Raw genomic sequence first — 23,863 nt, 5'->3', positions numbered from 1 at the left:
GTGTACTACCCGGCCGTGACCGGTTCAAACGGGGGTCAGGCCGGCCGCGGTGAGGGCCTCGTTGAGCGGACCGTAGAGACCGGGGTTGGCCGCCACCAGCAATCCTTCGCTCTCACGGTCGGTGACCGGGCCGCCGCCGACCCGGCCGCCGGCCTCGCGGATCACCAGGGCCCCGGCGGCGTGATCCCACGGGTGCAGCCCGGCCTCGTAGTAGCCGTCCAGCTGCCCCGCGGCGACCGCGCAGAGGTCCAGGCTGGCCGCCCCGATCCGGCGGATGTCGCGGATCCGGCCGATCAGGCGGGCCACCAGCTCGGCCTGCCGGGTCCGGCGTACCGCGTCGTAGCCGAAACCCGTGCCGATCAGCGCGGTGGCCAGCTCGGTCTTCTCGGTGAGTTGGAGGCGCTGCCCGTTGCGGGTGGCGCCCTCGCCGGCCGCTGCGGCGTACACCTCGGCGAGTGCGGGGGCAGCGACGCAACCGGCGAGCGTACGCCCGGTCGCCGGGTCGCCCTCGACGACCGCGACCGAGACCGCCCAGGCCGGCAACCGGTAGAGGTAGTTCACGGTGCCGTCGATCGGGTCGACCACCCAGGTCAGCCCCGAGCCACCGCCGGAGGCGCCGGCCTCCTCACCGAAGAACGCGTCGGCGGGGCGCAACCGGGCCAGCTCGGCACGCAGGTACGCCTCGGTGGCCCGGTCGGCGGCGGTCACCACGTCGGTCGGGCTGGACTTCAGATCGGCGACCTGGACCCCCTCATCGCGCCAGCGGTACGCCTGATCGGCGGCCTCGGTCGCCAATCGGGTGGCCAATTCCAGCAACTCGTTGCTCACCGGGGCAGCGTTTCACATCCCTTCGACTCGTCGCTGCGCTCCTCGCTCAGGGAACGGGTGGGGTCGCTGCGCTCCTCGCTCAGGGAACGGGTGGGGTCGCTGCGCTCCTCGCTCAGGGAACGGGTGGGGTCGCTGCGCTCCTCGCTCAGGGAGCGGGTGGGGTCGCTGCGCTCCTCGCTCAGGGAGCGGGGCCGGGGCGTTGGAACGCGCTCGTTAGGCTGCCCTCATGATGCAGAACCTGCGGGAGTACATCGATCGGCTCCGCGCCGAGGGGTACACCGTGAAGAACGGCAAGGACGAGGATCCCGACCTGATCGACCCGGGTGGCAACGCCGTCGAGACCTGGGAAGAGGACTATCCGTACACCGAGCGGATGGACCGCGACGAATACGATGAGCTGAAATATCAACTGCAGATCGAATTGCTGAAGGTGCAGTACTGGTCGGAGGACAACGACCTGCGCCACATCATCGTCTTCGAGGGCCGCGACGCCGCCGGCAAGGGCGGCACCATCAAGCGCTTCACCCAGCACCTCAACCCGCGCGGCGCCCGCGTCGTCGCACTCAACAAACCCAACGACCGCGAGCGCGGCCAGTGGTACTTCCAGCGCTACATCAACCACTTCCCGACCTTCGGCGAACTCGTCCTGTTCGACCGCTCCTGGTACAACCGGGCCGGCGTGGAGCGGGTGATGGGGTTCTGCACCGACGAGGAGTACGAGCGGTTCATGGAGCAGGCGCCGGCCTTCGAGAAGATGATCGTCGACTCCGGCATCCACCTGACCAAGTTCTGGTTCTCGGTCACCCAGGCCGAGCAGCGGACCCGGTTCGCGATCCGCCAGATCGACCCGGTCCGCCGCTGGAAGCTGTCCCCGATGGACCTCGAGTCGCTGGACAAGTGGGACGCCTACACCGACGCCAAGGAGAAGATGTTCCTGCGTACCGACACCGATTGGGCGCCCTGGACGACCATCAAGTCCAACGACAAGAAACGCGCCCGGGTCGAGGCGATGCGGGCGTACCTGTCCCAGTTCGACTATCCGGACAAGAACGAGGCGATCATCGGCCAGCCCGATCCGAAGATCGTCCGCCGCGGCCGCGAAGCCGTCGGTGATTAGGCTCTGAGCATGGCTGATCTCACCTTCGCCGACGTGATGGACGACTCGATCCTGGTCTACGTCGAGGACCACCAGGCGTTCCTGGACTGGCTCGAGGAGCAGACCGGCGGCGGGGTCGGCCAGACCGGGGTCGACCTGGCCAAGCAGCAGATCACCTACCAGCCCAAGCTGCACAAGCGCGACGAGGTGGTGGCCCGGGTACACCTGCTGGGCTCGATCGCCGAATCCCCGCGCTCGGCACTCTGGGCCTGGGCCAATCCGGCGTTCGCCGAGGCGCCCGTGGCGCAGATGAGTACCCGCGTCCGCGACTTCGGCGCCACCCGCGGGATCCCCGAGCTCACCACCGGCGAGCTGCCGATCGCCGACGAGGGCGGCGAGGAGGCGCTGACCGGCTGGGCCACCCGGATGGCCGCGGTGTCCTGCCGGATCATCGGCATCCCGACCGCCCAGGTGATGACCACCGGTACCACCCGGGTGGTGATGCTGGTGGATGCCGCCGGATTCATCCCGCCCGCGCCCTCGGGCATCACCTTCCCGCGGATCCTCACCACCGCGCTGCAGGCCGACGGCTGGATCACCGATCATCGCCGGGCCGTGCAGGGGTACGCCCAGGCGCGCAATCTGCCCTACGGCTGGGAGCCGGGGTTCGCGGCGCTGAACATCGGTTTCCCCGAGGGCAATGTGCGGGTCGGCTTCGACGAGCAGGGTCGGGTCGGCGACATCAACGCCCAGTTGGGTGGGGCTGGGTTGGAGCAGGGCTGAGCGAGTCGGCGAAGCCGTCCGGGTCGTACGCCGCAGCGCCCCGGATCAGTTTCGCGGCGCGGACCAGCACCTTCGGTAGCCCGACGCCGACGGCGCCGACGACGACGATCCCGTCGCGGCCGCAGAGCACCGCCACCTTGTCCTCATCCGGTGACCCGGCGACGACGGCCCGGTCCACCTCGCCGGCGATCTCGCCGTAGGCCTGCACGGTCGCGCCGTAGTGATCGGTCCAGTGATAGGGGACCGCGGCCAGCGGCGCCGGTGGTTCCGCGCCGGCTTGCAGGGCGGCCAGGTGTACGCCGAGGCGTACGCCTGCGGTGCTCGCCGCCATCCGGTGCTCGACCCGGCCCGCCGCCCCGGCGTGATTCGCGACGTCGCCGACCGCCCACACGTGCGCCCCGGCGCGGGCCTCGGCGTCGACGACCACCCCGTCACCCAGTGCCAGGCCGCTGCCGGTGAGCCATTCGGTGTTCGGCTCGGCGCCGAGGCAGGCGACCACGGCGTCGGCGGCGATCCCGGTCACCGACTCGACCCGGCCGTGCCGCAGTTGCACGCCGTGGTGGCTGTGCCAGCGGGCCAGCACGGTAGCGAGCTCGGGCCCGAGCTGGTTCGTCAGCGGTGCTCCGGAGCCGGCGTACAGGGTGACCGGATGGCCGAGGGTACGCAGCGTGGCGGCGAGTTCGCTGCCCAGGAACCCGGCCCCGACGATCGCGACATGCGCGTCCGCGGGCAGCGCCCAGAGCGCCGCCAGGTCGTCGCGGCCGCGCACGGTGAGCGCGCCGGGCAGGGTGCGGGGCCGGACGCCGGTGGCGATCACCAGCTCGCGGTAGCCCAGCCGGGTCCCGTCGGCGAGCGTGACCGTGCGGGCGCCGGGGTCGCAGCCGACCGCCCGCGCACCCAGCCGCAGCTCGATGCCCAGGTCCGCGGCACGGTCGGCGCCGGGCAGGGTGAGCTCCTCGAGTGCGGTGGTACGCCGCAGCGCGGCCTTGCTCAACGGCGGCCGGTCGTAGGGCGGGTGCGGCTCCGCACCCAGCACGACCAGCTCCCCGGCGTACCCCTCCTCGCGGAGCGTCGTCGCCACCGTCCAGCCGGCCAGCCCGGCGCCGACGATCAGGACCGGGCCGGTGGCTTCGACTCGCTGGCGCTCGCTCAACCAGCGTCCGGCCGGATTCACTCCTCGACTTCGATCGCGCCGGAGGGGCAGAGCCGGGCGGCGGTACGAGCCTCGGGCAGGCGGTCCGCGCCCGGTTCGGCGTCGAGCAGCACCACGATGCCGTCGTCGTCCTGGTCGAACAGGTCGTCGGCGGTCATCACGCACTGGCCGCCGCCCACGCATTTGTCGGTGTCGACGCTGATCCTCATCGCATCTCCTTCCCGGTCTCCTCGGTCTGCCAGGTCACCGGTGCCGCGGTGACGCTGAGGAAGGCGTAGTCGCGCAGTTCGACCTGCTCGGCCGGGATCGCCAGGTCCAGCGACGGGATCCTGGAGGTGAGCGCCTTCAGCACCTCGGCGATCTCGACCCGGGCCAGGTTCTGGCCCAGGCACTGGTGGATCCCGAAGCCGAAGGCGACATGGCCGCGGGCGTCGCGGCCGACATCGAGCCGGTCCGGGTCGGCGAAGGTGTCCGGGTCACGGTTGGCGGCCGCGGAGCAGGGGATCACCCCGTCGCCGGCGGTCAGGCGTACCCCACCCAACTCGACATCGGCGGTCGCGACCCGCATCGGTGAGATGTGGAAGATGCTCACCCAGCGCAGCAATTCCTCGACCGCACCGGGGATCAAGTCGGGCTCGTCGATCAGCCGCTGCCACTGCTCGCGGGACCGCAGCAGGCCGAGTACGCCGAGGGTGATCTGGTTGGCGGTGGTCTCGTGGCCGGCGGTGATCAGCAACCGCACCGAGCGCAGCAGTTCGGTCTCGGTCAGCTTCTCACCGGTCTGCTCGTCGGCGACCAACTGGCTGATCAGATCGTCACCGGGATCGCTGCGCTTGCTGGCGATCAGCTCGGCGGCGAAGTCCAGCATCTCCTGGCTGGCCTGCTCGATCGCCTCCCCGGCGGTACCGAGGCTGTTACGGGCATTGTCCAGGCCCATGAACACGCCCTTGCGCTCCGGCGGGATGCCGAGCATCCGGCAGATCACGTTCCCCGGTACCTCCACCGCGACCGTGCGGACGAAGTCGACCGGTGGTTCGCTGGCCAGCAGCTCGTCGACCACCGCGGCGACGATCCCGGCGATGTCACCGCGCAACTGCTCCACCCGACGGACGGTGAAGAATTTCGTGAACACCCGCCGGATCCGGGCATGATCCGGGTCGTCCATCGCCACGAACGGGATCGCGAACCGCTCCAACGCCACCCGGGCCGGGCTGGAGAACGGGAAGTCCGCCCGGGCCCGGTCCGCCGAGTAGCGCGGATCGGCGAGCACCTCACGGACCAGCTGGTGGCTGCGTACCAGCCAGACCCGGCGCCCGTCATAGAGCTCGACCTCCTGCACCGGTGGCCCCTCGCTGTAGGCCGCGGGCGGGTCGTAGACCGAGCGCCGGGGCATCGGGAAGGTGGTGGTCACGGGGATTCTCTCCTTGATTCGGGCGCCGGGTTCAGCGGCTGATCGGGTCGGGGCGGTGGGTTCGGAGATGGTCCAGCGCCGCCTCGGCGGCGAGCTGGCCCAACTGGCGGCGGGAGCCCTCGGAGTACCAGCCCAGGTGCGGGGTGATGATCACCCGATCGTGGTCCCGCAGTGGCGCCAGGTCGGGGGTCGGTTCACCGTCCAGCACGTCCAGGCCGGCGGTGCGCAGCGGGTCGGCCGCCAGGGCGGCCAGCAGGGCGGTGGTGTCCACCAGGGCACCGCGGGCGGTGTTCACCAGGGTGAGGTGCGGCCGGGTACGGGCCAGGAAGGCGGCATCGACCAGGTGGTGGGTGTCGGTGGTGAGCGGGGCGTGCAGGCTGATGATGTCGCTGCGTTCGGCGAGCTCCTCGAGGCCGACCAGTGCGACCTCGGCGATCCCGGCCGTCTCCGGGGTGAGCGCCGGATCGGCCGCGATCACCGTGCAGCCGAGCGCCCGGCAGCGGCGCGCCATCGCCCGGCCGATCGCCCCGAGCCCGATCAGCCCGACGGTGCTGTCGGCCAGCCGGGGGACCCCTTCGGCGGTGATCGAGGGCCAGTCCGCACCGGCCCGTTCCCGTTGCCAGTCGAGCCGGCGGATGCAGGCGAGCAGCAGCATCAGCGCCTGGTCGGCGACCTCGTTGGTGCCGTAACCGGGGGTGTTCACCACGGTGATACCGCGCTCGGCCGCCGCCGCGAGGTCGATCCGGTCCATCCCGATCCCGGCGCGTACCAGCAGCTCGGCCCGGGGCGCCCGGTCCAGCTGGGCCGGGCCCACGTCGGAGCCGTCGACGATCAGTACGCGGGCGTCGGTCTCGTCGGTGAGCGTCTCGTACGCCATCCCGGCGGCGGTCAGGGTGGCCGGCGCATCGGGCAGCGATTCGAGCACCGCGGGATGGATCGCCACGGGCGGTGTGGAATGGCGTTCCATGTGGGGAGCCTAGACGTCCCGTCGTCCGGGGGCAAGGAGGTGGTCGTGACCCGCCGGGTACGGTCAGTCGGCGACAGGCCAGGCCGGCGGCGGTTGATCCAACACCTTCCGCAACCGGGAAAGGTAATCCCGCCGGGACAACTCCACCGCACCGAGACTGGCTAAGTGCGGGGTCAGCCACTGCACGTCCAGCAACCGGGGGACGCCGTCGGCCGAAAGCAGGCGTACCAGTTCCACCAGCGCCGTCTTCGAGGCATCCCGACCGTGCTGAGGATCGTGGAACATCGATTCACCGGCGAACAGCCCGCCGATCGACACCCCGTACAACCCGCCGACCAGCCGGTCCGCGGCGTCCCACACCTCCACCGAGTGGACCACCCCTGCCTGATGCAGTTCGCCATAGACCCGGCGGATGTCGGCATCGATCCAACCGGCCTCCCGGCGCGGGTCGGCGCAGCCGTCCACCACCTGTTCGTACGCCTGGTCGACGCTCACCCGGTAGTGCTTCATCGACTTGCGCAGCGAGCGGGTCACCCGCAGGCCGTCCAGCGGCAGGACGCCGCGGTCGAGCGGGGAGAACCAGCCGATCAGATCCGGCTCCAGGGGCATCGGGAACACCCCCTCGCGATATGCTGCCAGCACCGTGCGCGGGTCCAGATCGACCGTCGCGGCCACCAGGTCCGAGTGCGGCCAGGTGGCCGGATTGGCGAACAGCAGCATCCGCTCATTCTGTCAGTGGGGGACCGTTCCGGGTCATTCCGGGGTGGGTGGCGGCACGGGTCCTGCGTACGCTGGAAGGTGCCGCGCGCAGGAGTGCGGGCGACCAGAGAGGATGACGATGGCCAACAACGTCAGGGACACCCTCGGCGGCCTCGTGCCGTCGGGAGGCTTCGCACCCAATGGTGCGGGCAAAGTGCTGCGTCGCATCATGACCGTCGCGATCGACGGCATGGGCAACCTGCCGCCCGCCCGGGACTCGGCCGGCCGCCAGCTGCAGAAGCAGGGCGATGCCGAGAAGGCGATCAATGTGCTCATCCAGCAGCACGTCGCCCTCGCCGGTGCCCAGGGGTTCGTGACGAACATCGGCGGACTGGTCACCTCGCTCGTCTCGCTGCCGGCCAACATCGCCGGAATCGCGGTGCTGCAGGCCCGCGTGGTCGCCACCATCGCGCACCTGCGCGGTTACGACGTCACCGATCCGCGGGTACGCACGGCGATCGCGATGTGCCTGGTCGGCGACAACCTGGAGAACCTGCTCGGTGACTCCGAGCTGCCGAGCAGCCCGCTGGTGGTCGCCACCGCGCCGGTCTACGACGCCGGGCTGGACACCAAGATCTCCGACCGGGTCGCCGGCGACCTGCTGGCCCGGGTCACCGGCAAGCGGATGGTCGTCGCGATGACCAAGCGGGTACCGGTGCTGGGTGGTGGCGTCGGCGCCGCCTTCGACGGCTGGGACACGCTGCAGGTGGCCCGGTACGCCAAGGGCCAGCTGGTGGACCGCCGCCGCGCCTGACCCCCCGTCACTTACCGGGTGGTCGAACCCCATTTTTCGACTCCAGTTCGTGAGCAGTGACGAGCGGATGCGGGTTTGCGGGCCACGACGAGAAACGCGGGTTGGATTCTGGGGTTTGACCGGGCGGTAAGCGACGAGACGAGGGACTCGGCTTCGACTCGCTCGTTCCTCCCTCGCTCACCCGGCGTTCGGCATCTCGATGAGCGTGGCCCTCACTTCAGCAGCTTGCTCATCCGACGGTCGGCCAGGGGTTTGCCGCCGGTCTGGCAGGTGGGGCAGTACTGCAGGCTGGAATCGGCGAAGGAGACGCTGAGGATGGTGTCGCCGCAGACCGGGCAGGCCTCACCGGCGCGGCCGTGCACCTTCATGCCGAGCTTCTTCTCACCCTTCAGGTCCTTGGCGGCCAGTCCGGCCGAGCGCTGCACCGCATCGGCCAGCTCGGCGCGCAGGCAGGTGTACAGGTGCTCCCGCTCCGCATCGGTCAGCCCGTTGGCCGGTTTGAACGGGCTCAGCTTCGCGGCGTGCAGGATCTCATCGGAATAGGCGTTGCCGATTCCGGCGATCACCCGTTGGTCCTTGAGTACGCCCTTGAGTTGCGCCCGGCCGGCCTTGTTCAGGATCTCCGCGAACACCTCGTAGGTGAACTCGTCGGCCATCGGTTCCGGGCCAAGGGTCTCGATCTGGGTGACCTCGTCGGGATCGTTGACCACGTGCACAGCGAGCTTGCGCTGGGTACCGGCCTCGGTCAGCTCGAACCCGGACCCGTCGTCGAGCACCAGCCGCAGCGCCAGCGGGCCCTTGCCCGGCCGGGCCGGGGCGGTCGGCATCTCCGCGCGCCAGCGCAACCAGCCGGCGCGGGCCAGATGGAAGCAGAGCCAGGTGCCACCGGCGTCCAGGCAGAGGAACTTGCCACGCCGCTCGACCCGCTCGATCTCCAGTCCGTGCATCGCGCTCAGCGGGGTGGTGAAGGTCTTCAGCGCGCTGAACGCGGTCAGGTCGATCCGGGCGATCACCCGGCCGACCAGGCGTTCGGTGAGGAACCGCCGCAGCGACTCCACCTCGGGCAACTCGGGCATGGGCCCAGTGTGACACGGGGCATCGCTGGCGCGCTGCCGGGAGTTGCTACTCGAGGACCGTGGCGGGAGGGGTCAGCGGGAGCGGCCGTCCGGGTCGTCGAACCAGACGTCCTCGTCCTCCTCGAGCCAGGAGTTGTAGGGGTTCTCGTCCTTCTCCTCGTCCTTGCGGTCGTTGCGGCGCCCGCCCATCGGCATCCCACCCGGAGCGGTACCGGCACCGGATGCCCCGCCACCGGGGCCGCCGGCCGCACCACCGGGGCCGGCCACCGGGCCGACCGAACCGGGGTTGACGATGCCCTTGCCGTTCGGACCGATGCCGAACGAGTTGCCCGAGCGGCCGGCCAGCGGGTTGCCCCCGGCACCGGGTCCGCCGGCGCCACCGCGACCCAGGCCGTTGCCCGCGCCGCCGAGGCCGCTGTTGCCCAGTCCACCGGAGCCGAGCCCACCGGGGCCCATCCCCATCGTCGGTACCACGCCACTGCCGACATTGATCGCCGGACCACCGACGCCGCCCACTCCCGGCGTACCGAGACCGGGAACACCCGGGCCGCCGAGATTGCTCATTCCGGCCGCGGAACCCGGGGCCGTCAGCAACCCGGCGCTCTCGGTGCCCGGCAGGTTGTTGCTCAGCTCGGCCGGATCGAGGCCGGACCCGCCGACACCGGGTGCCCCGCCACCCGGCAACCCACCGGGGCCGCCGATGCCGAGGTCACCGGGGTCGCCACCGGGAAAACCGCTGCCACCCGGACCACCGGGCAGCCCGGGGCCACCCGGGAAACCCGGGCCACCCGGCGTACCCGGATGGGTGCCGCCGGGGAACGGCCCGCCGGGCTGGCCCGGACCGTTCGGCCCACCAGGGCCACCGGGCCCGCCCGGACCACCGGGCAGGCTGGGGTCACCGGGCTTGCCCGGACCGAGCTCGTTCGGTCCGCCCGGGCCGCTCGGGTTCAGACTGTTGGTCGACGGCGGCGCGGTGTTCGTCGACGGCGCGCTCGGCCCGGTACCGGTGGAGTTCGGCGTCGGGTCGTTGGTGCCGCTGCCGGGCGCCCTGGTGCGCCGGTCGTCGTCGGGATGCTGCTGGTCGGTCGGCTGGTACCTCTGCAACTGCTCATCCACCGAGTCCGCGCGGGTGCGTACCGTCTGGACCTGGTTGGAGTTGAGGCCCAGCGCCTCCATCAACTGATCGAAGCGATGCACCTGCGGGGTCACCGGGGTATCGGTCTGCCGGAAGATCTGCGGCGACTGCTGCTGTTGTGGATAGACCGTCAGCAGGGTCTCCCAACGCTTCGGCTCCACCGAGTCGAGGGTGTTCCGCTGCCCGTTCAGGACCAGATAGGGCGCCTGCTCCTTGGCCTTCTCGTAGTCCTCGTCCTCGCCGGTGAAGATCTCATCGACCTTGCCGAACAGCGACTGCTCGACCTCCTTGCGGGTCACCTCCCAGTTGGTGTCGCGGTCCCAGGGGATGTCGTTGAGCAGCGCGGCGCCGATCGAGGAGGACACCGACTGGTTCACCGGCGCGAGTGCGTCGGCATTGCGGGTCGCGTCGGCGGCGTACGCCTCCAGCTTGTCGAGCACGTCGCGTTTGATCGAGTTCCGGTACGCCTCGGCGCCCGGTCCGGTCCACCCACCGGGGCCGGTCAGATCGTCGAGGCGTTTGCGCACCAGGCCATGGATCTCGCGGGCCGCGGACGCGGTGTCGCGCCACATCCGCTCGGTCCGATCCAGGGCGGTCGAATCGAGAGACCCGATGACCGCCATGATCTCGCGCTGGGTGTAGAGGGAGTACGCGCTGGACGATCCGCCCCCGTCCAACATCATTCGCATGTCTCAGGCCTTCTTCCGATTCAGCTCGTTGGTGACCTGGGCCGCGGTGGCGCTGTTCAGCTCCTCCAGGTCGTCGTACTGGCCGGCCAGCCGCCGGGTCGCCTCGGTGATGTCGTCGGAGCGCTGGTGCAGCCCGCGCAGGGCGCCGTGGCCCTTCGTCACGGTGGCCCGGTGCTGCTCGGCGGCGCGTGCCGAACCGGTGTAGTTGCCGAAGGAGACCTTCTCGGTCCCCTCGGGGGTGTAGTCCTGCAATCGATCCCGGAGGGTGCGGATCTCACCGGTCATCTCGTCGAGGAATTTCGCGAACTGACGGATCTGCCCGGGGTCGACCTGGATGTCGGACGTCACGTGGGGGCGGGTACCGCCCCCGCCATCAGCCAGAAGCATCGCGCTCTCCATCTCTCGCTGTTCGGTGTCAGCCGGGTCGGGGTCAACACGGCCTCCGACCCCTATCGTGTCCTACTCGGTTCCCCACTTCGAAGGAATGATCGGAGGAATCTTCCTCCCAGTACGCGATCCCTGGGCGAGGAGGGCGGCGACGGGTGGACGGGTGTCCCGCCAGGTGGCTTCGTCTCGCTCGTTCCTCGCTCGCTCAGCCAGCGTGGGTGGGGCGCTCATCTCGACACGGCGCCATTGCTCCGCTTCGCTTCGCATGGCGCCTACTCGATGTGCGTGGGGAGCGGCCCGTGGAGACGCCGAAGGGCGCGACCGATCGGTCGCGCCCCGGGCGTACGGTCTCGGCAGAGACTCAGTTGCCGGTCTCCCAGAAGGAGGCGGTCTTCATCTCGTTGCTGGCGTAGTTGCCGGCGATCGTGTCGAGATTGGTGCGCATCGCGTTGGCGATGTTCTCCATCTCCTTCATCGACTCGTCCCAGGTCCGCAGCACCTGCTGGTACGCCTGCTTCGGGGCGGCGCCGTCGCCGCCGTCCTGCCAGGAGTCGAGGCGCTTGCCGAGGGTCTGGACCATCTGTTCCTTGAGGTCGACCATCTGCTTCTTGGCGGAATCCAGGTCCTGGATGCCCTGCTGCATGTACTGCTTGTTTACGAGAACGGAATCATCGCTCATTGTTCAGGCTCCTCAGAGTTCGTGTGGGTTGGTCAGCGGGTCACTTGCGGTTGCTGTTGATCAGGTTCATCAGATCCTGACCAACCTGGCTCTGCTCGGCCTCGTTCTGCTGGTAGGTCAAGCTCGTCTGACCCAGCTTCTGGTGCAGCTCGCTGAGGCTGTTCTGCACCTGGCTGAACTCCTCATCGAACTCCTTGAAGGCGGTCAGGAAGACCCGCGCGGCCTGGCCCTGCCACCCGGCCATCAGGCCGTCGATCTGGGTGTAGAGGTTCTTCTGAACACCCTCGATCTTGCCGTAGAAGTCCTCGGCCTCGCCGGCGGCTACCTTGAGGTCATTGGCCGATACTTGCTGAGATCCCATTTTCTTCTCCTCCGGGGAGTCGTCTGTCGGGGCCAACCTCCCTCTGCCGGAAGGCCGGTGCACCGGGTTCGGTGGTGCCGTCTGGTGAAGACACTAGGAGCCGGTGGGGTCAGGAATCGAGCGGAAAATCCCGCCCTGCTTGAGTTTGAGTAGCGCGTGAGTACATGTGCCTAGGTGGCTGAGTAGTGGCCGCGTGGGTCGGGTCAGGACTGCTGCTGGGCGGCGGACACCGAGAGCGACTGGCCGGCGGGCAGGCCCTCGGGGATCAACCGCAGCACCTGCGCGGGGATCGGCTCGGGGGTCACCTCGCCGTAGCCGAGCGCGTTCTTGGAGTCGTTGTCGGCGATGCCGTACCGCAGCCCGCCGACGATCAGCGTGCCCGGGTCGGCCGGGCCGACCGACCCGTCGTGACGGACCAGGGCGCCGCGCAGCGAGGGCTGGACCACCGTGTCGGCCAGCGCCGGGTCGGCATTGCGCCGATCCACCACCGGGGTCGGGGCGCCGAACGCGATCCGCGGGCTCTGCCCGGCGGCCGGCCAGCTGGCACACACGCTGGCGGTCTCGATGCCGGGGATCTGGCTGCGCTGCGGCAGCTGGGCGGGCATGCCCTGCCGGCCCGCGTAACGGACCCGGGTGTTGCGGGCCTCATTGGCCTCGGCGGCCTTGATCGGCTGCGACTTCTTGCCGGTGGTTGCGGTCAGCACCGCGGCCTCGAGCGGGGAGATCTCGCTCAACCCGTCGCTCAACAGCACATACCAGGTCGTCGCGCTGGGGCCCTCGACGTGCATCAGCGTGCCGACGGTCGGATCGACCCCACCGACCGGGCGCTGGGAGCGTTCCCCCTCCCCGGCGATGTCGATCGGGTTCAGCGGCGGCCCCTTCGGCAGCGCACCCAGGAAGGCATTGCCCGGGCGTACCGCCTGTTCGCCGAAGCCGAGCTGGATCGCCACCGCATGGTTCGGCATCTCGTACGCCGTGCCATCGGCGATCAGATATTCCTTGCCGTTGCTGCCGTCGGCGCGGGCCACGAACGCGGTCGAGGTCGCCGGTACCTCACCCTGGCCGAGCTCCAGGGTGGTCGCCCGGGCCTGCGTGCCGGACCCGGTGCTGGTACCGGCCGGTGCGGTCACCGAGCAGACCCGGATCGGATAGCTGACCAGCGCCGACCGCTCGGGCAACTGGGTCGGTGCCTGCTTGATGCCGATCGTCCGCTCCCGCGGGAAATCCCGCAGGGATGAGGATTTCACCGACTTCACATCCCCGCCACCGCTGGCCAGCTTGGCGGAGGTGATGTTGTACGCCGGGTAGAGCTTCCCGCCCAGATAGACCAGCACCTCACCGCTGTCGGAGCTGACCACGATCGTGTTGTCGTTCTTCCAGTTCTTGGAGCTGCCGGGCTTGATCAACCCGACCACGCCGAAACCGGCCAGCACCAGGATGCCCAGCATCACCCCGATGAACATGCCGGTACCGACCCGGCGCAGCGGCGGCTGGGGGTTGTCGGGGTCGCGGTCCACCAGCGCTGACACCAACCGCTGCGCGGTGAAGGTGTGCGCCTTGAGGAGATCCTTGCGGGTCGCCATCTGCGGCCGGGCTCCTCTCGCTCAACCATCGTTCGCAGGGCACATTCTGCTGCGCTGCGGTGTCACCCGACCCTGCCGGCCCTAGAGTAGTGGCGCTCGCCTCGACGAAGGGAAAGTCAGTGCAATCAGCAGCCCCGCCGCATCGGCGCTCGTGGCTGCTGCGGCACAGCGGCCGGCTCGTGCTGCTCGAAGGGGTGCTGCTGCTGGCGGTGCTCGCGCTGATCGCGGGCTCCCGGCTCGGCATCCTGGTCGGCGGGTTGCTGCTGGTACTGCTGCTGGTCCTGCTGGCCCCGGTGATCGGCGGCCGGTCGCTGATCGGTTGGTTGCGGCTGCGGCTGGCCTACTCGGGTCGGCAGCGGGTACGCCCGGCGCGGGTGCCCGCGGACCTGGTCCCGCTGGCGGAATGGGTGCCCGGTTTCGAGATCGGTCAGACCGTCGGCGGCCGCGGCGACGAGACCGGGGTGATCTCGGACGGTGACGCCTGGAGCGCGGTGCTGGCGCTGGATGCCGATGAGGATCTGCTCGCCGATTCCGGTGCCGAACTCGATCTCGGTTCGCTGGCCGACCTGACGGTCTCCGATGACATCATCTTCGCCGGCATCCAGGTGATCACCTACACCGTGCCGGCGCCGACCTCGCTGCTGCTCGGCCCCGGGTCGCAGGCCGCCCGGGCGTACGCCGAGAACGCCCATCCGGTGCCGCCGACGGTACGCCGCACCTGGATCTGCCTGCGCCTCGATCCGACCCGCTGCCTGGCCGCGGTGGAGCGCCGCGGTGCCGGTGTGGACGGCATCCACGCGACGCTGCGGTTCGGGCTGCACCGGGTGCAGTCGCTGCTCAAGCGGCACGGCGTCGACTCGCACGCGATCGGCGGTGCCGAGCTCGCCGAGGTGCTGGCCCTGACCAGTGGTGCGACCGCCGACCCGATGGGCCCCGAGCGGTCCGCCGAGCACTGGGACCACTGGGTGTGCGACGGCATGGTGCACTCCGGTCAACTGGTCCGCCGTTGGGGCAGCAACCCCTCCTACGCCTACCAGGTGCTGCTCGATGCGGTCGCCCAGGCGCCGGTGTTGTTCGCGGTCACCTCCTTCACCCTCAGCCCCGAGCAGGACGCCTCCGGCGGGGTCCGGTTGGTCACCCCCAATCAGCAGACCGCCGACGCCGCGGTCGGCCATCTGGCCGATCGGGTCGGCAGCGAGGTCGCCCTCGCTCAGGCCGGTGGCACCCAGGTGCCGACGATGCTGGCGACGGTGCCGCTGGGTCGCGGGGTGCAGCTGTGATGGCGCGTTCGGCGACGCAGGCGCAGCAGGCGGCCCGGGCCGCGCCCGGCAACTTCCAGCTGGTCGCCGACACCGGCCGCAGCGGGGTCGTCCGGACCGGCCCCAGCGGGCTGGTGCTCGGCAACGGTCCCAAGGGTCCGGTGACGATCCGGCTGTTCCGGGAGCGGGGGACCCGGCTCGCGGTCTCGGTGCCGCAGTACGTCGCCTGGCTGCTCACCTTCCGCAGCATCTCCCTCGGTGCCCAAATCTCGCTGTTACCCACCCAGGAGCGGGAATGGCTCGGCCTGGTGGAGCGGGTACGCCGGCACGGCGGCACCGTGGACGTGGTGCCCGGCGGCGCGGCGGCGCGGCTGCCGGAGGCGGGGCTGCCCTATCGGCCGTCGCTGATCGTCGACGACACCGATCTCTACGACGGCAGCCAGGCCGGCATCGGCGCCTGGCAGGCGGTCCTGCTGACCACCGACCTGCGGGAGGCGCAGGCCGTGGGCACGCTGCGCTCGGTGGACATGACGCTGGTCAACTCGGCCGACAACCGGGTGATCGACAACCTGCGCCGGGCATACTTCCTCAGCCCCCGGCAGGTGAAGGCCTGTCAGTTGCTCGCCGAGGACGAGGTGATGCTGGCGATGCCGCGGCGTGTGGTGAAGCTCTCGGTGCGACCGACACCGCTGGAATATCAGCTGCTCTTCGGCGCGCAGTGACACACTGAGGCCCATGCGCCCGATCGTTCAGTCAAAGAAGCTCCAGGACGTCCGCTACGACGTCCGCGGTCCGATCCTGGTCGAGGCCGAGCGGTTGGAGGCCGAGGGCCACCAGATCCTGAAGCTGAACATCGGCAACACCGCGCCCTTCGGATTCGCTGCCCCCGAAGCGATCGTCGCCGACATGGTGCACCACCTGCCGGACTCCCAGGGCTATTCGGATTCGCGCGGCATCCGGCCGGCCCGGACCGCGGTCGCGCAGTACTACCAGTCGCGTGGTCTGCGCGATGTGAAGGTCGACGACATCTACATCGGCAACGGGGTCTCCGAGCTGATCACGATGGTGCTGCAGGCCTTCACCGACAACGGCAACGAGATCCTGGTCCCGGCACCGGACTATCCGCTGTGGACCGGGGCGGTGACGTTGTGCGGTGGTACGCCGGTGCACTACCGCTGCGACGAGGAGAACGGCTGGAATCCGGATCTGGACGACATCGAGTCCAAGATCACCGACAACACCCAGGCGCTGGTGGTGATCAACCCGAACAATCCCACCGGTGCGGTCTATTCGGAGGAGACCATCAAGGGTCTGGTCGACATCGCCCGCCGGCACGAGCTGGTGCTGATGGCCGACGAGATCTACGAGAAGATCATCTTCGACGACGCGGTGCACCACCATGTCGCGACCTATGCCGGGGACGAGGTGCTCTGCCTGACCTTCAGCGGGCTGTCCAAGGCCTACCGGGTCTGCGGATATCGCGCCGGCTGGGTGATGATCTCCGGTCCGAAGCATCTGGCGACGGACTTCCTGGAAGGTCTGACGCTGCTGTCGAACATGCGGATGTGTGCCAATGTGCCCGCCCAGCACGCGATCCAGGCCGCACTGGGTGGGTACCAGTCGGTGGGTGAACTGGTCGCCCCCGGCGGGCGCTACCACGACCAGGCGAAGCTCGCGTCCCGGCTGCTCAACGAGATCCCGGGGGTCAGCTGTGTCGAACCGCGCGGTGCGCTCTACTGCTTCCCGAAGCTCGATCCGGAGGTCTACCGAATCACCGATGACCAGGCGTTCGTGATCGATCTGCTGCGGGCGAAGAAGATCCTGGTCACCCACGGCACCGGTTTCAACTGGTTCGAGCCGGATCATTTCCGGTTGGTGACGCTGCCCGACGAAGAGGTGTTGACCGAGGCGATCGGCCGGATCGCGGACTTCCTGGAGGGTTTCCGTGAGTGACCCCTCGACTCGCTCCGCTCGCTCGGGGAACGGGGAAAGTGTGAAGGTGGATCGGCAGGGGGCGCGGCTGACGGTGACGTTGGCGCGGCCGGAGAAGCGGAATGCGCAGACGCCGACGATGTGGGCGCGGCTGGCGGAGATCGCGCGGACCCTGGATGAGGGCGTACGCGTGGTGGTGCTGAACGCCGAGGGGCAGGACTTCTCGGCGGGACTGGACCGCGGAATGCTTTCTCCGGAAGGGATTCCGGGCGAACCGCGGGTGCTGTCGGTGGCCGCCAATCGGGGCACCGGGGAGACCGAGCAGCTGATCGCGGGGTTCCAGGAGGGCTTCACCGCGTGGGGTGAGGTGGATGCGCTGGTGATCGCGGCGGTGCAGGGCAACGCGATCGGTGCCGGCTTCCAGCTGGCGCTGGCCGCCGACCTGCGCCTGGTCACCGAGGACGTCCGGTTGGCGATGCGCGAACCGTCGCTGGGATTGGTGCCCGATCTCGGGGGAACGCTGCCGCTGGTGCGTACCCTCGGTTATTCGCGGGCGCTGGAGATCTGCGTGACCAGCCGGTTCGTCGGCGCGGGGGAGGCCGTCGGCTCCGGACTGGCGACCCTGGCGGTGCCCAACGAGAAGCTGGCCGCGGTCACCGACGAGGTGGTCGCCGCGATCCTGGAGATCCCCGACGCCGCGCTGCGCGAGACCAAGCGGCTGTTGCGCGCCGCGATCACCAACGACGTCCAGGCCCAGCTGCTCGCCGAACGCCAGGCCCAGGCACGGCTGCTGACCGGCTTGGTCGGCGCGCCGATCGGTCCTCTTCCTGGGTAGTGGCTCAGAACGCTACGGAAGTGCTGCCAGGACGGCAGCACTTCCGTACACGTTCGCGGGGGCGCCTGAGGAGAAAACCCAACGCCACCTGCGGACTCTGACAACGCGGACTCGGACAACGCGGAGTCGGACAACAACGGGGAGACACCCGAGCACGCCGAAACGGCGCCCGGCGGGGCATCGTTGATCCATGGTCGATGTCGGCGGAGTGTTGCGGCGGGTGCGCCGCGCGCTGGACCTGAATCAACGAGAGTTCGCGGAACGGCTGGGAGTGTCGGCATCGCACCTTGCCCGGTGGGAGACCGGTCAGCGCTCACCGCGGGTACCGGAACTGGTGGCCGCCCTGGAGCTGGCGGGGTTCACCCTGCACGTTCTCGATGCCGACGGAAACGCGGTGCGGCCGATGGGTGAGGCGGACACCGTCCGCGACAGACAGGGCCGCTTCCTCCCCGCGCATCTCGATGTGGAGCTGATCGATCCGTATTTCTCCGGGCTGGTTCCATGCGCCCCGCGGCGCGCGCGTCGCGAGCAGTCGCGTGCGCGGCGAGGTGAGGTGCCGGTGGATCATCCGACCGCGCAGGACGTGATCGCCGCGGAGCACGCGCGCCGGGAGCGGCGGCGGGCGAAGTGGGAGCAGGAGCGAGCGCTGGGTCTGCTGCCCGTCCCCGCCCCGACGCCGTTCGTCTGCACCTGCCCGTCGGACTGCGACGTGCTCGGCCCCTGCGTACCGAGCTGTCCCTGTCGGTGCGGAACCGACCTCGAACCGTGGGCGGAGGGGCCAGAGCTGCCACCGGCGGCCGATTCAGGGCCACCAACCACCGAACCAGCCCTCCAGGTCGACCTCGGCGGGCAACCGATGGGCAAGGGCGGGGACGGTCTCGGTGCGGAACAGCGGCCGGCCGGCGCGGCGCTCGCGGGCCAGGGCACGGGCCCGGGTGAGCCGGATGCCGGGGGCGAGCAGGATGCCGGGGGCGTCGGCACTGCCGGCCAGCCGGGCGAGTGACCGGGGCAGGGTGTCGTCGAAGCGGACCGGGGTGTCGATCGCGAGGTGCCAGATCGGGTCGGTGGTCGAAGGTGTGGTGGGAAGTTCGGCCACCACCCGCGGATCGGGCGGCAGCTCGGCGACCAGCTCCGCCCCGACCGCGATCGCGGTCCGCGGATGGGCACGGAGCAGGCTGTCCACACAGACCAGGGCCGCGGCCGGCGTACCCGACCGCAGTCGCGCCGCCAGCGTCGCCGCACCGAAACCGAGCGGCCGCGCCATCGGATGCCGCATCCGACGGGCCAGCGCCAGCGACTCCGCGTTCTTCGCCGACCGTCGGTCCTCGGGACGCCCGGCCCAGTCCGGCCCGTCGTGCAGCACCACCGCCGCCGGCTCGTGGGCCAGCAGCGCCCCGGCGTGCCAGGCGCGTTCGGCGAACTCCCAGTCCTCCCCGCCGTAACCGATCAGGGAACCGTCGAAACCACCCAGCTCCCGCAGGAAATCCCGCGTACCGGCCAGATTCGCGCTGATCACGAACCGCCACGACGAATCGTCGGCACGCAGCAGATCACCGCTGGCGGCGTACCCGTCCGCCAACCAGCGCGGCGCCTCGATCGGCTCCCCGGCACGCGGACCGGTCAGCCAGCGATGCTCCCGGCGGCCGACCACCAGGGCCTCCGGGGCCAGCGCCGGCAACCGGGTCAGGGCCGCCAACCAGCCCGGCTCCGGTACGCAGTCACCGTCCAGGAACGCCACCACCGTTCCCTCGGCCACCGCCAGCCCGAGATTCCGCGCGGCGGCGGCCCGGAACCCGCGGTCCTCCTGCCGGACCACCCGATGGGCGAGCCCGCTCGCGACCCGCGGTGCCTCGGGGGACCCGTCGTCGGCGACGATCAGTTCGATCCGGTCGGTCGGGTAACGCTGGGCCTCGAGTGCCGCGACGATCGCATCGAGCCCGGCCTGGTCGCGGTAGTAGGGCACCACCACGCTGACCGTCGGCGGCTCCTGCGTCAGCCCGGCCAGCAGGTCCCAACGGTTCTCCGGCACCGTCCAGCCACCGGGGATCGGTACCGGGGCCTGCGGCAGCTCCGCGGCAGCGCTCATCCGGCGGCCGCCCAGAACCGGCGGTACCCGGTCAGCGTCGCCGCGGTGTCCGGGCCGAGCGGCAGATCGGCGGGCAGCACGGTGCGCCGCGGATCGGCCAGCGCGGCGGCCACCGCGTCATCGATCTCCTCGACCTCGATCAGCTGCAGCGTCCCGGGTCGCAGGGCGGCCAGCTCCTCGGCGTAGGAGGAGCGCAGCACCAACGGCCGGCGCCGATGCGCGACCCAGGAATTGATCGACCCGGAGGCGGACAGGTGCCGGTGCAGCGCCAGCGGGACACCGACCCGCGCGATCTGCGCCGCCCAGGCGGCCTCGTCGAGATGCCCGGTGACCTCCAGCGGTACGCCGGACCGGTCCGCGGTGCCGCGCAGCTCGGCCACCAGGTCCTCGTGCCCGGGGCTGGGAGCGCCCAGGAACCGGACCGGCGGCCGGGGCTCCCGACCCGCCGCGGCACCGATCGCCTCCTGGTGGCCCTTGCCCGGATAGATGAACCCGAGCACCCCCAGGCTGCCGTCCGGGGCGGGGGGCAGCGGATCCGGCGGCGGGTCGACCGGCAACGGCAGCACCGTCGGTGCCGCCTCCGGCGCGAACTCGCGCACCAGCGCCGCCTCGTGTGCACTGCTCACCGCGACCGCCCGCGCCAGCCCCAACCACCGGCGGACACAGGCCGCCCTCCGGGGGAACATCTGCGCCCCGTCGGAGGGCTGCGGCACGTCATGCAGGGTGATCGTCGGCCGCGCCGGCGACCGCGCACACCACTCCACCAACCGCTCGGCCGCCTCCTCCGGGGTCGGCCCGACCAGCTGCGGGGTGAGCTGCAGATGGTACGGCGCCGCGGGCGGCGCGGCGTCGACGAGCTGCCGCTGCACCTGCACCGGCCCGCCGCCGGCATCGGCCAGCTGCCGGGCGTAGCGGGTCACCCCGTGCTCCGGCGGGCCCAGCACCACCTGGATCGGATCATCCTGCATCCGCTCACGGTATCGGCCAGCCCCCCCTCGGGTACCTACAGGGCGACATGGATTCTCAGAGCGCATTGCGGGTCGCATCGGTACCCGCCGGGCACCCGTACGTGCGGGGCATCACCCCGTCGACACCGGGGGTCCGGGTCCTGCCCGATCCGATCCCCGCGGGCCGCCCGCCCGGCCAGTGGTGGCCGCCGGTGGTGCTCACCGAGGACTGGTTGCGCGCCGAGCGGCCTGATGTGCTACATGTGCACTTCGGTTACGAATCGCTGACCGTCGACGAGTTGGCCCGCGTACTGACCGTGGTACGCGAGCTCCGGATCGGATTGGTGGTGACCGTGCACGACCTGGCCAACCCTCAGCTCACCGACCAGACGCGGCACCAGCAGCAGCTCGCCCTGCTGCTGGCAGCCGCCGATGAGGTGGTCACCCTGACCGACGGGGCCGCGCGGCTGATCGCCGCCGAGCACGACCGACAGGCGACGGTGCTGCCGCACCCGACCCTGCTCGACCACCCGGCACCGGCCCCCGCGGCGCCGCCCGCCGGCATCGGACTGCATCTCAAATCGCTGCGCGCCGGGACCGATCTGGGTGCGGTGGCCGATGTGGTCGCGGTGGCTGCGGAACTCGGCGAAGTCTGCACGGTGAGCGTCCATCCCGGCGTCCGGGGACCGCTGACGGCGTACGCCGCCCGATCGCACGTCCGCTGGTGGGAACACCAGCCGCTCACCGAGGCCGAACTGGAACGCTGGCTGGTCACTCTCGGCGTCCTCGTCCTGCCCTACGCCCACGGCACCCACTCCGGGCTGCTCGAACTGTGCCGCGACCTCGGCGTACCGGTCGCCGTCCCGGACATCGGCCAGCACGCCGATCAGCAACCCGACCCGGCCCTGCTCGCCAGCTGGCCCCCCGGTGACCGGGAGGCGCTGCGCGCCGCGCTGGCCCGGCTGCTCGCCGGCCGCGACCGGGTCCGCCCGGCGGACCGCGCGACCCGGCTCGCCGAACGTCAGGCCGTCGCCGAGCGGCACGCCCGGTTGTGGCGTGAGGTGGCCCGCCGCGGGGTCCCCGCATGAGGCCGCTCCGGATCGCGGTCCTCGGCCCCTACCGATACCCGCTGCGCCAGCCCGCCCCCGGCGGTCTCGAGGGCCATGTGATGGATCAGGTACGCCTGCTCCGGGCCCGCGGCCACGAGGTGCTGCTCGTCGCCCCGCACGGTTCCGAACAGCTCGACCCGCGCTATCCAGAGCTCGCCTTCACCCCGCTGCGCTGGCCGGTCGGCGCGGACCGCAGCGACGACCGGCTGCCGGCGGGCGGGCTGCTGCGTCAGGAGGCGGTGTACGCCCGGGCGATGCGAGCGCTGGCCGCGATCCGCCCCCGGGTCGACGTGCTGCACAACCACAGCCTGTCCGGTGCACCGCTGCGGCTCGCCGGCCGCCTCGGGCTGCCGATGATCACCACCCTGCACACCCCGGTCCTGCCGGAGATGCTGGCCGGGCTGCATGCCGCGCGGCCACGACAGAGCCGCGCCCGGCAGGCCTTCTTCTCGGTCAGTGAGCACACCCGAGCCAGCTGGGCCCGCGCCGGGGTCACCTCGCGGGTGCTGCTGAACGGGGTGGACACCACGCTGTGGCGGCCCGGTCCCGGTGGTACCGGGCTGGTCTGGTCGGGCCGGATCGTCCCGGAGAAGGCGCCCCATCTGGCCGTCGCCGCGGCCCGCCGTGCGGGACTGCCGCTGCAGCTGGCGGGCCGGATCGGCGCCCCGCGCTATTTCGAGCGGGTGCTGCGGCCCGCGCTCGGCGACGGGATCGAGTACGTCGGGGAGCGCAGCGCCATCGAACTCGTCGAGCTGGTCGGCGGCAGCCGCTGCGCCCTGGTCACTCCCGGATGGGAGGAACCCTTCGGGCTGGTGCTGCCCGAGGCGTTGGCATGCGGAACGCCGGTCGCCGCCTTCGCCCGCGGTGGGCTGCGGGAGACCGGGGAGCGGACCCCCGCGGTCCGGCTGGTACCGGCCGATGACGTGGCCGCGCTGGCCGATGCCGCGCGCGACCTGGCCGCCGACCCGTCGCTGCGCGGGATCGCCCGCCGGACCGCCGAGCAACGCTTCTCGGTCGCGCGCCGGATCGACCTGCTGGAGCGGTGCTATGCCGAGCTCGCCGGGGTGACCGCCGGCCGCTGGTCGGATTCGCGGTCGATGATCGACCAGCTGGCGAGCGAAGTGGCCGAGGAATCCGCCTGATGGGTTCGGTGATCGGCTGGTACGCCCACCATCACGGCTCCGGCCACCTGACCCGCGCGAGGGTGGTGGCCGCGGCACTGGACCGGCCGGTCACCCTGCTCACCTCCCGGGAACGCCCGCCCGAGCCGGGCCCGTTCGCCGACTGGGTCGAACTGCCCCCGGACTGGACCACGCCCGAGCTCGGCAGCGACCCCGCCGGCAGCGACCCCGCCGAGGAGGATCCGACAGCGCGCGGGGTGTTGCACTGGGTGCCGCGCCGGCACCCGGGTCTGCGGGACCGGATGGCCGCCATCTCCGCCTGGATCCAGCGGCACCGGCCGGCGGCGATGGTGGTGGATGTCTCGGTGGAGGTGGCCGGCCTGGCCCGGTTGCACGGCATCCCGGTGATCACCATGGTGCTGCCGGGGGAGCGCGACGACCCGCCGCACCGCTGGGTTCACACCCTCGCCGACGCGCTGCTCGCCCCCTGGCCCGCGGACTGGTACGACACCGGCCACCTGGCCGATCACCGCGACCGGCTGCACGCCGTCGGCGGGCTCTCCCGGTTCGCCGGGCGGGCGCGGGTCGCCGATCCGGAACCGGGCCGGGTGCTGCTGCTCGGCGGTACCGGCGGCTCGGACCCCGCCGATGGGACGCAGCCCTGGCGTACCGCCGGAGCCGGTGGCGCGGCCGGTGACGGCTGGCAGTGGCAGCTGCTCGGCGGCGCCGAGGGGACCTGGCTGGCCGACCCGTGGCCGGCGCTGTGCCGGGCCGAGGTGGTGGTCTGCCAGACCGGGCAGAACGCCGTGGCGGACGCGGGGGCCGCCGGGGCCCGGCTGGTCGCGGTACCGCAGCAGCGCCCGTTCGGCGAACAGCGGGCCACCGCGCGCGCGCTGATCGGCGCCGGGCTGGT

Annotated in this window: 24 protein-coding genes and 1 pseudogene; 11 read left to right on the top strand and 14 right to left on the bottom strand. The window is 71.1% G+C overall.

The window, feature by feature from the left end:
- Positions 1-24: 24 nt before the first annotated feature.
- A complete protein-coding gene (locus tag BI335_RS03975; RefSeq protein ID WP_094429751.1) occupies positions 25-828 on the bottom strand; it encodes an inositol monophosphatase family protein in 804 nt (267 codons plus the stop codon).
- A gap of 226 nt (positions 829-1,054) precedes the next feature.
- On the opposite strand from BI335_RS03975, the gene ppk2 reads away from it, so the two are divergent.
- Both ppk2 and BI335_RS03965 read left to right on the top strand, forming a co-directional pair.
- Entirely contained in the window at positions 1,055-1,945 is an 891-nt protein-coding gene (gene ppk2, locus BI335_RS03970; protein ID WP_094429750.1) for a polyphosphate kinase 2, read from the top strand.
- Positions 1,946-1,954: 9 nt separating this feature from the next.
- On the top strand, positions 1,955-2,707 hold the full coding sequence (locus tag BI335_RS03965) for a DUF6882 domain-containing protein (RefSeq protein WP_094429749.1): 753 nt from the start codon (positions 1,955-1,957) through the stop codon (positions 2,705-2,707).
- On the opposite strand, the gene BI335_RS03960 is transcribed toward BI335_RS03965, so the two are convergent.
- From BI335_RS03960 to aat, 5 genes are all read right to left on the bottom strand, one after another.
- Positions 2,667-3,881 (bottom strand): NAD(P)/FAD-dependent oxidoreductase, encoded by a 1,215-nt coding sequence (locus tag BI335_RS03960; RefSeq protein WP_172421726.1) that lies wholly within the window; start codon positions 3,879-3,881, stop codon positions 2,667-2,669. The two genes, BI335_RS03965 and BI335_RS03960, sit on opposite strands and share 41 nt — an antisense overlap.
- Entirely contained in the window at positions 3,878-4,069 is a 192-nt protein-coding gene (locus tag BI335_RS21315) for a ferredoxin (RefSeq protein ID WP_172421725.1), read from the bottom strand. The genes BI335_RS03960 and BI335_RS21315 overlap by 4 nt, the downstream gene beginning before the upstream one ends.
- Positions 4,066-5,271, bottom strand: coding sequence for a cytochrome P450 (locus BI335_RS03955; protein ID WP_094429747.1), 1,206 nt, complete (start codon positions 5,269-5,271; stop codon positions 4,066-4,068). Before BI335_RS03955 ends, BI335_RS21315 begins: the two co-directional genes overlap by 4 nt.
- A 31-nt stretch (positions 5,272-5,302) precedes the next feature.
- On the bottom strand, positions 5,303-6,238 hold the full coding sequence (locus tag BI335_RS03950) for an NAD(P)-dependent oxidoreductase (RefSeq protein ID WP_094429746.1): 936 nt from the start codon (positions 6,236-6,238) through the stop codon (positions 5,303-5,305).
- 63 nt (positions 6,239-6,301) lie between these two features.
- Positions 6,302-6,958 carry a leucyl/phenylalanyl-tRNA--protein transferase gene (gene aat, locus BI335_RS03945; RefSeq protein WP_094355109.1) on the bottom strand — a complete coding sequence of 219 codons (657 nt, stop codon included), beginning with the start codon at positions 6,956-6,958 and terminating at the stop codon, positions 6,302-6,304.
- A gap of 112 nt (positions 6,959-7,070) precedes the next feature.
- On the opposite strand from aat, the gene BI335_RS03940 reads away from it, so the two are divergent.
- Positions 7,071-7,751, top strand: a complete 681-nt coding sequence (locus tag BI335_RS03940; protein WP_407644070.1) for a hypothetical protein — start codon at positions 7,071-7,073, stop codon at positions 7,749-7,751.
- 212 nt (positions 7,752-7,963) lie between these two features.
- Here the strand turns inward: BI335_RS03940 and BI335_RS03935 are convergent, their stop codons facing one another.
- From BI335_RS03935 to eccB, 6 genes are all read right to left on the bottom strand, one after another.
- On the bottom strand, positions 7,964-8,827 hold the full coding sequence (locus BI335_RS03935) for an Fpg/Nei family DNA glycosylase (protein ID WP_094403250.1): 864 nt from the start codon (positions 8,825-8,827) through the stop codon (positions 7,964-7,966).
- A 72-nt stretch (positions 8,828-8,899) separates the two neighbouring features.
- A complete protein-coding gene (locus tag BI335_RS03930; protein ID WP_144009066.1) occupies positions 8,900-10,651 on the bottom strand; it encodes a hypothetical protein in 1,752 nt (583 codons plus the stop codon).
- A gap of 3 nt (positions 10,652-10,654) precedes the next feature.
- Positions 10,655-10,999, bottom strand: coding sequence for a hypothetical protein (locus BI335_RS03925; RefSeq protein ID WP_133625962.1), 345 nt, complete (start codon positions 10,997-10,999; stop codon positions 10,655-10,657).
- 400 nt (positions 11,000-11,399) lie between these two features.
- Complete coding sequence (locus BI335_RS03920) at positions 11,400-11,717, bottom strand: WXG100 family type VII secretion target (protein WP_144009065.1); 318 nt, start codon at positions 11,715-11,717, stop codon at positions 11,400-11,402.
- 40 nt (positions 11,718-11,757) lie between these two features.
- Positions 11,758-12,078, bottom strand: coding sequence for a WXG100 family type VII secretion target (locus BI335_RS03915; protein ID WP_094355103.1), 321 nt, complete (start codon positions 12,076-12,078; stop codon positions 11,758-11,760).
- A gap of 203 nt (positions 12,079-12,281) precedes the next feature.
- Complete coding sequence (gene eccB, locus BI335_RS03910; protein WP_094429743.1) at positions 12,282-13,661, bottom strand: type VII secretion protein EccB; 1,380 nt, start codon at positions 13,659-13,661, stop codon at positions 12,282-12,284.
- A gap of 119 nt (positions 13,662-13,780) precedes the next feature.
- On the opposite strand from eccB, the gene eccE reads away from it, so the two are divergent.
- The 5 genes and pseudogenes from eccE to BI335_RS22445 form a co-directional block, all read left to right on the top strand.
- Complete coding sequence (gene eccE, locus BI335_RS03905; RefSeq protein WP_172421724.1) at positions 13,781-14,941, top strand: type VII secretion protein EccE; 1,161 nt, start codon at positions 13,781-13,783, stop codon at positions 14,939-14,941.
- Positions 14,941-15,642, top strand: a complete 702-nt coding sequence (locus tag BI335_RS03900; RefSeq protein ID WP_094429742.1) for a hypothetical protein — start codon at positions 14,941-14,943, stop codon at positions 15,640-15,642. The genes eccE and BI335_RS03900 overlap by 1 nt, the downstream gene beginning before the upstream one ends.
- A gap of 13 nt (positions 15,643-15,655) precedes the next feature.
- Positions 15,656-16,873, top strand: coding sequence for a pyridoxal phosphate-dependent aminotransferase (locus tag BI335_RS03895; protein WP_094355099.1), 1,218 nt, complete (start codon positions 15,656-15,658; stop codon positions 16,871-16,873).
- Positions 16,874-16,913: 40 nt separating this feature from the next.
- Positions 16,914-17,687 carry an enoyl-CoA hydratase/isomerase family protein gene (locus tag BI335_RS03890; protein ID WP_208109201.1) on the top strand — a complete coding sequence of 258 codons (774 nt, stop codon included), beginning with the start codon at positions 16,914-16,916 and terminating at the stop codon, positions 17,685-17,687.
- Between the two features lie 190 nt (positions 17,688-17,877).
- Positions 17,878-18,054, top strand: a pseudogene (locus tag BI335_RS22445) (helix-turn-helix domain-containing protein); the annotation flags it as partial.
- A gap of 435 nt (positions 18,055-18,489) precedes the next feature.
- On the opposite strand, the gene BI335_RS03880 reads toward BI335_RS22445, so the two are convergent.
- Positions 18,490-19,773: a glycosyltransferase gene (locus BI335_RS03880; protein WP_094405972.1), complete on the bottom strand. Its 1,284-nt coding sequence runs from the start codon at positions 19,771-19,773 to the stop codon at positions 18,490-18,492.
- Positions 19,770-20,741, bottom strand: coding sequence for a hypothetical protein (locus BI335_RS03875; protein WP_094405973.1), 972 nt, complete (start codon positions 20,739-20,741; stop codon positions 19,770-19,772). Before BI335_RS03875 ends, BI335_RS03880 begins: the two co-directional genes overlap by 4 nt.
- Positions 20,742-20,788: 47 nt before the next feature.
- Between BI335_RS03875 and BI335_RS03870 the strand changes: the two genes are divergently transcribed.
- The 3 genes from BI335_RS03870 to BI335_RS03860 all read left to right on the top strand — a co-directional run.
- Complete coding sequence (locus BI335_RS03870; RefSeq protein WP_094405974.1) at positions 20,789-21,808, top strand: glycosyltransferase; 1,020 nt, start codon at positions 20,789-20,791, stop codon at positions 21,806-21,808.
- Entirely contained in the window at positions 21,805-22,971 is a 1,167-nt protein-coding gene (locus BI335_RS03865) for a glycosyltransferase (RefSeq protein ID WP_094405975.1), read from the top strand. The genes BI335_RS03870 and BI335_RS03865 overlap by 4 nt, the downstream gene beginning before the upstream one ends.
- Positions 22,971-23,863 (top strand): hypothetical protein (locus BI335_RS03860; RefSeq protein ID WP_094429739.1); only part of this gene is annotated, 893 nt, incomplete at its 3' end. The genes BI335_RS03865 and BI335_RS03860, both read left to right, overlap by 1 nt.

This window comes from Enemella evansiae (assembly GCF_002250705.1).
Taxonomy (GTDB): domain Bacteria; phylum Actinomycetota; class Actinomycetes; order Propionibacteriales; family Propionibacteriaceae; genus Enemella; species Enemella evansiae.
Note: the sequence above shows the minus strand (reverse complement) of the source record. Positions and strands in the feature narration are given on the sequence as shown.

Coding starts and splice junctions, on each gene's coding strand:
- BI335_RS03865 (WP_094405975.1), top strand. CDS start 21,805: ATGAGGCCGCTCCGGATCGCGGTCCTCGGCCCCTACCGATACCCGCTG.
- BI335_RS03880 (WP_094405972.1), bottom strand. CDS start 19,773: ATGAGCGCTGCCGCGGAGCTGCCGCAGGCCCCGGTACCGATCCCCGGT.
- BI335_RS03930 (WP_144009066.1), bottom strand. CDS start 10,651: ATGCGAATGATGTTGGACGGGGGCGGATCGTCCAGCGCGTACTCCCTC.
- BI335_RS03915 (WP_094355103.1), bottom strand. CDS start 12,078: ATGGGATCTCAGCAAGTATCGGCCAATGACCTCAAGGTAGCCGCCGGC.
- BI335_RS03940 (WP_407644070.1), top strand. CDS start 7,071: ATGACGATGGCCAACAACGTCAGGGACACCCTCGGCGGCCTCGTGCCG.
- BI335_RS21315 (WP_172421725.1), bottom strand. CDS start 4,069: ATGAGGATCAGCGTCGACACCGACAAATGCGTGGGCGGCGGCCAGTGC.
- BI335_RS03895 (WP_094355099.1), top strand. CDS start 15,656: ATGCGCCCGATCGTTCAGTCAAAGAAGCTCCAGGACGTCCGCTACGAC.
- BI335_RS03920 (WP_144009065.1), bottom strand. CDS start 11,717: ATGAGCGATGATTCCGTTCTCGTAAACAAGCAGTACATGCAGCAGGGC.
- BI335_RS03965 (WP_094429749.1), top strand. CDS start 1,955: ATGGCTGATCTCACCTTCGCCGACGTGATGGACGACTCGATCCTGGTC.
- aat (WP_094355109.1), bottom strand. CDS start 6,958: ATGCTGCTGTTCGCCAATCCGGCCACCTGGCCGCACTCGGACCTGGTG.
- BI335_RS03950 (WP_094429746.1), bottom strand. CDS start 6,238: ATGGAACGCCATTCCACACCGCCCGTGGCGATCCATCCCGCGGTGCTC.
- BI335_RS03875 (WP_094405973.1), bottom strand. CDS start 20,741: ATGCAGGATGATCCGATCCAGGTGGTGCTGGGCCCGCCGGAGCACGGG.
- BI335_RS03935 (WP_094403250.1), bottom strand. CDS start 8,827: ATGCCCGAGTTGCCCGAGGTGGAGTCGCTGCGGCGGTTCCTCACCGAA.
- ppk2 (WP_094429750.1), top strand. CDS start 1,055: ATGATGCAGAACCTGCGGGAGTACATCGATCGGCTCCGCGCCGAGGGG.
- BI335_RS03870 (WP_094405974.1), top strand. CDS start 20,789: ATGGATTCTCAGAGCGCATTGCGGGTCGCATCGGTACCCGCCGGGCAC.
- eccB (WP_094429743.1), bottom strand. CDS start 13,661: ATGGCGACCCGCAAGGATCTCCTCAAGGCGCACACCTTCACCGCGCAG.
- BI335_RS03900 (WP_094429742.1), top strand. CDS start 14,941: ATGGCGCGTTCGGCGACGCAGGCGCAGCAGGCGGCCCGGGCCGCGCCC.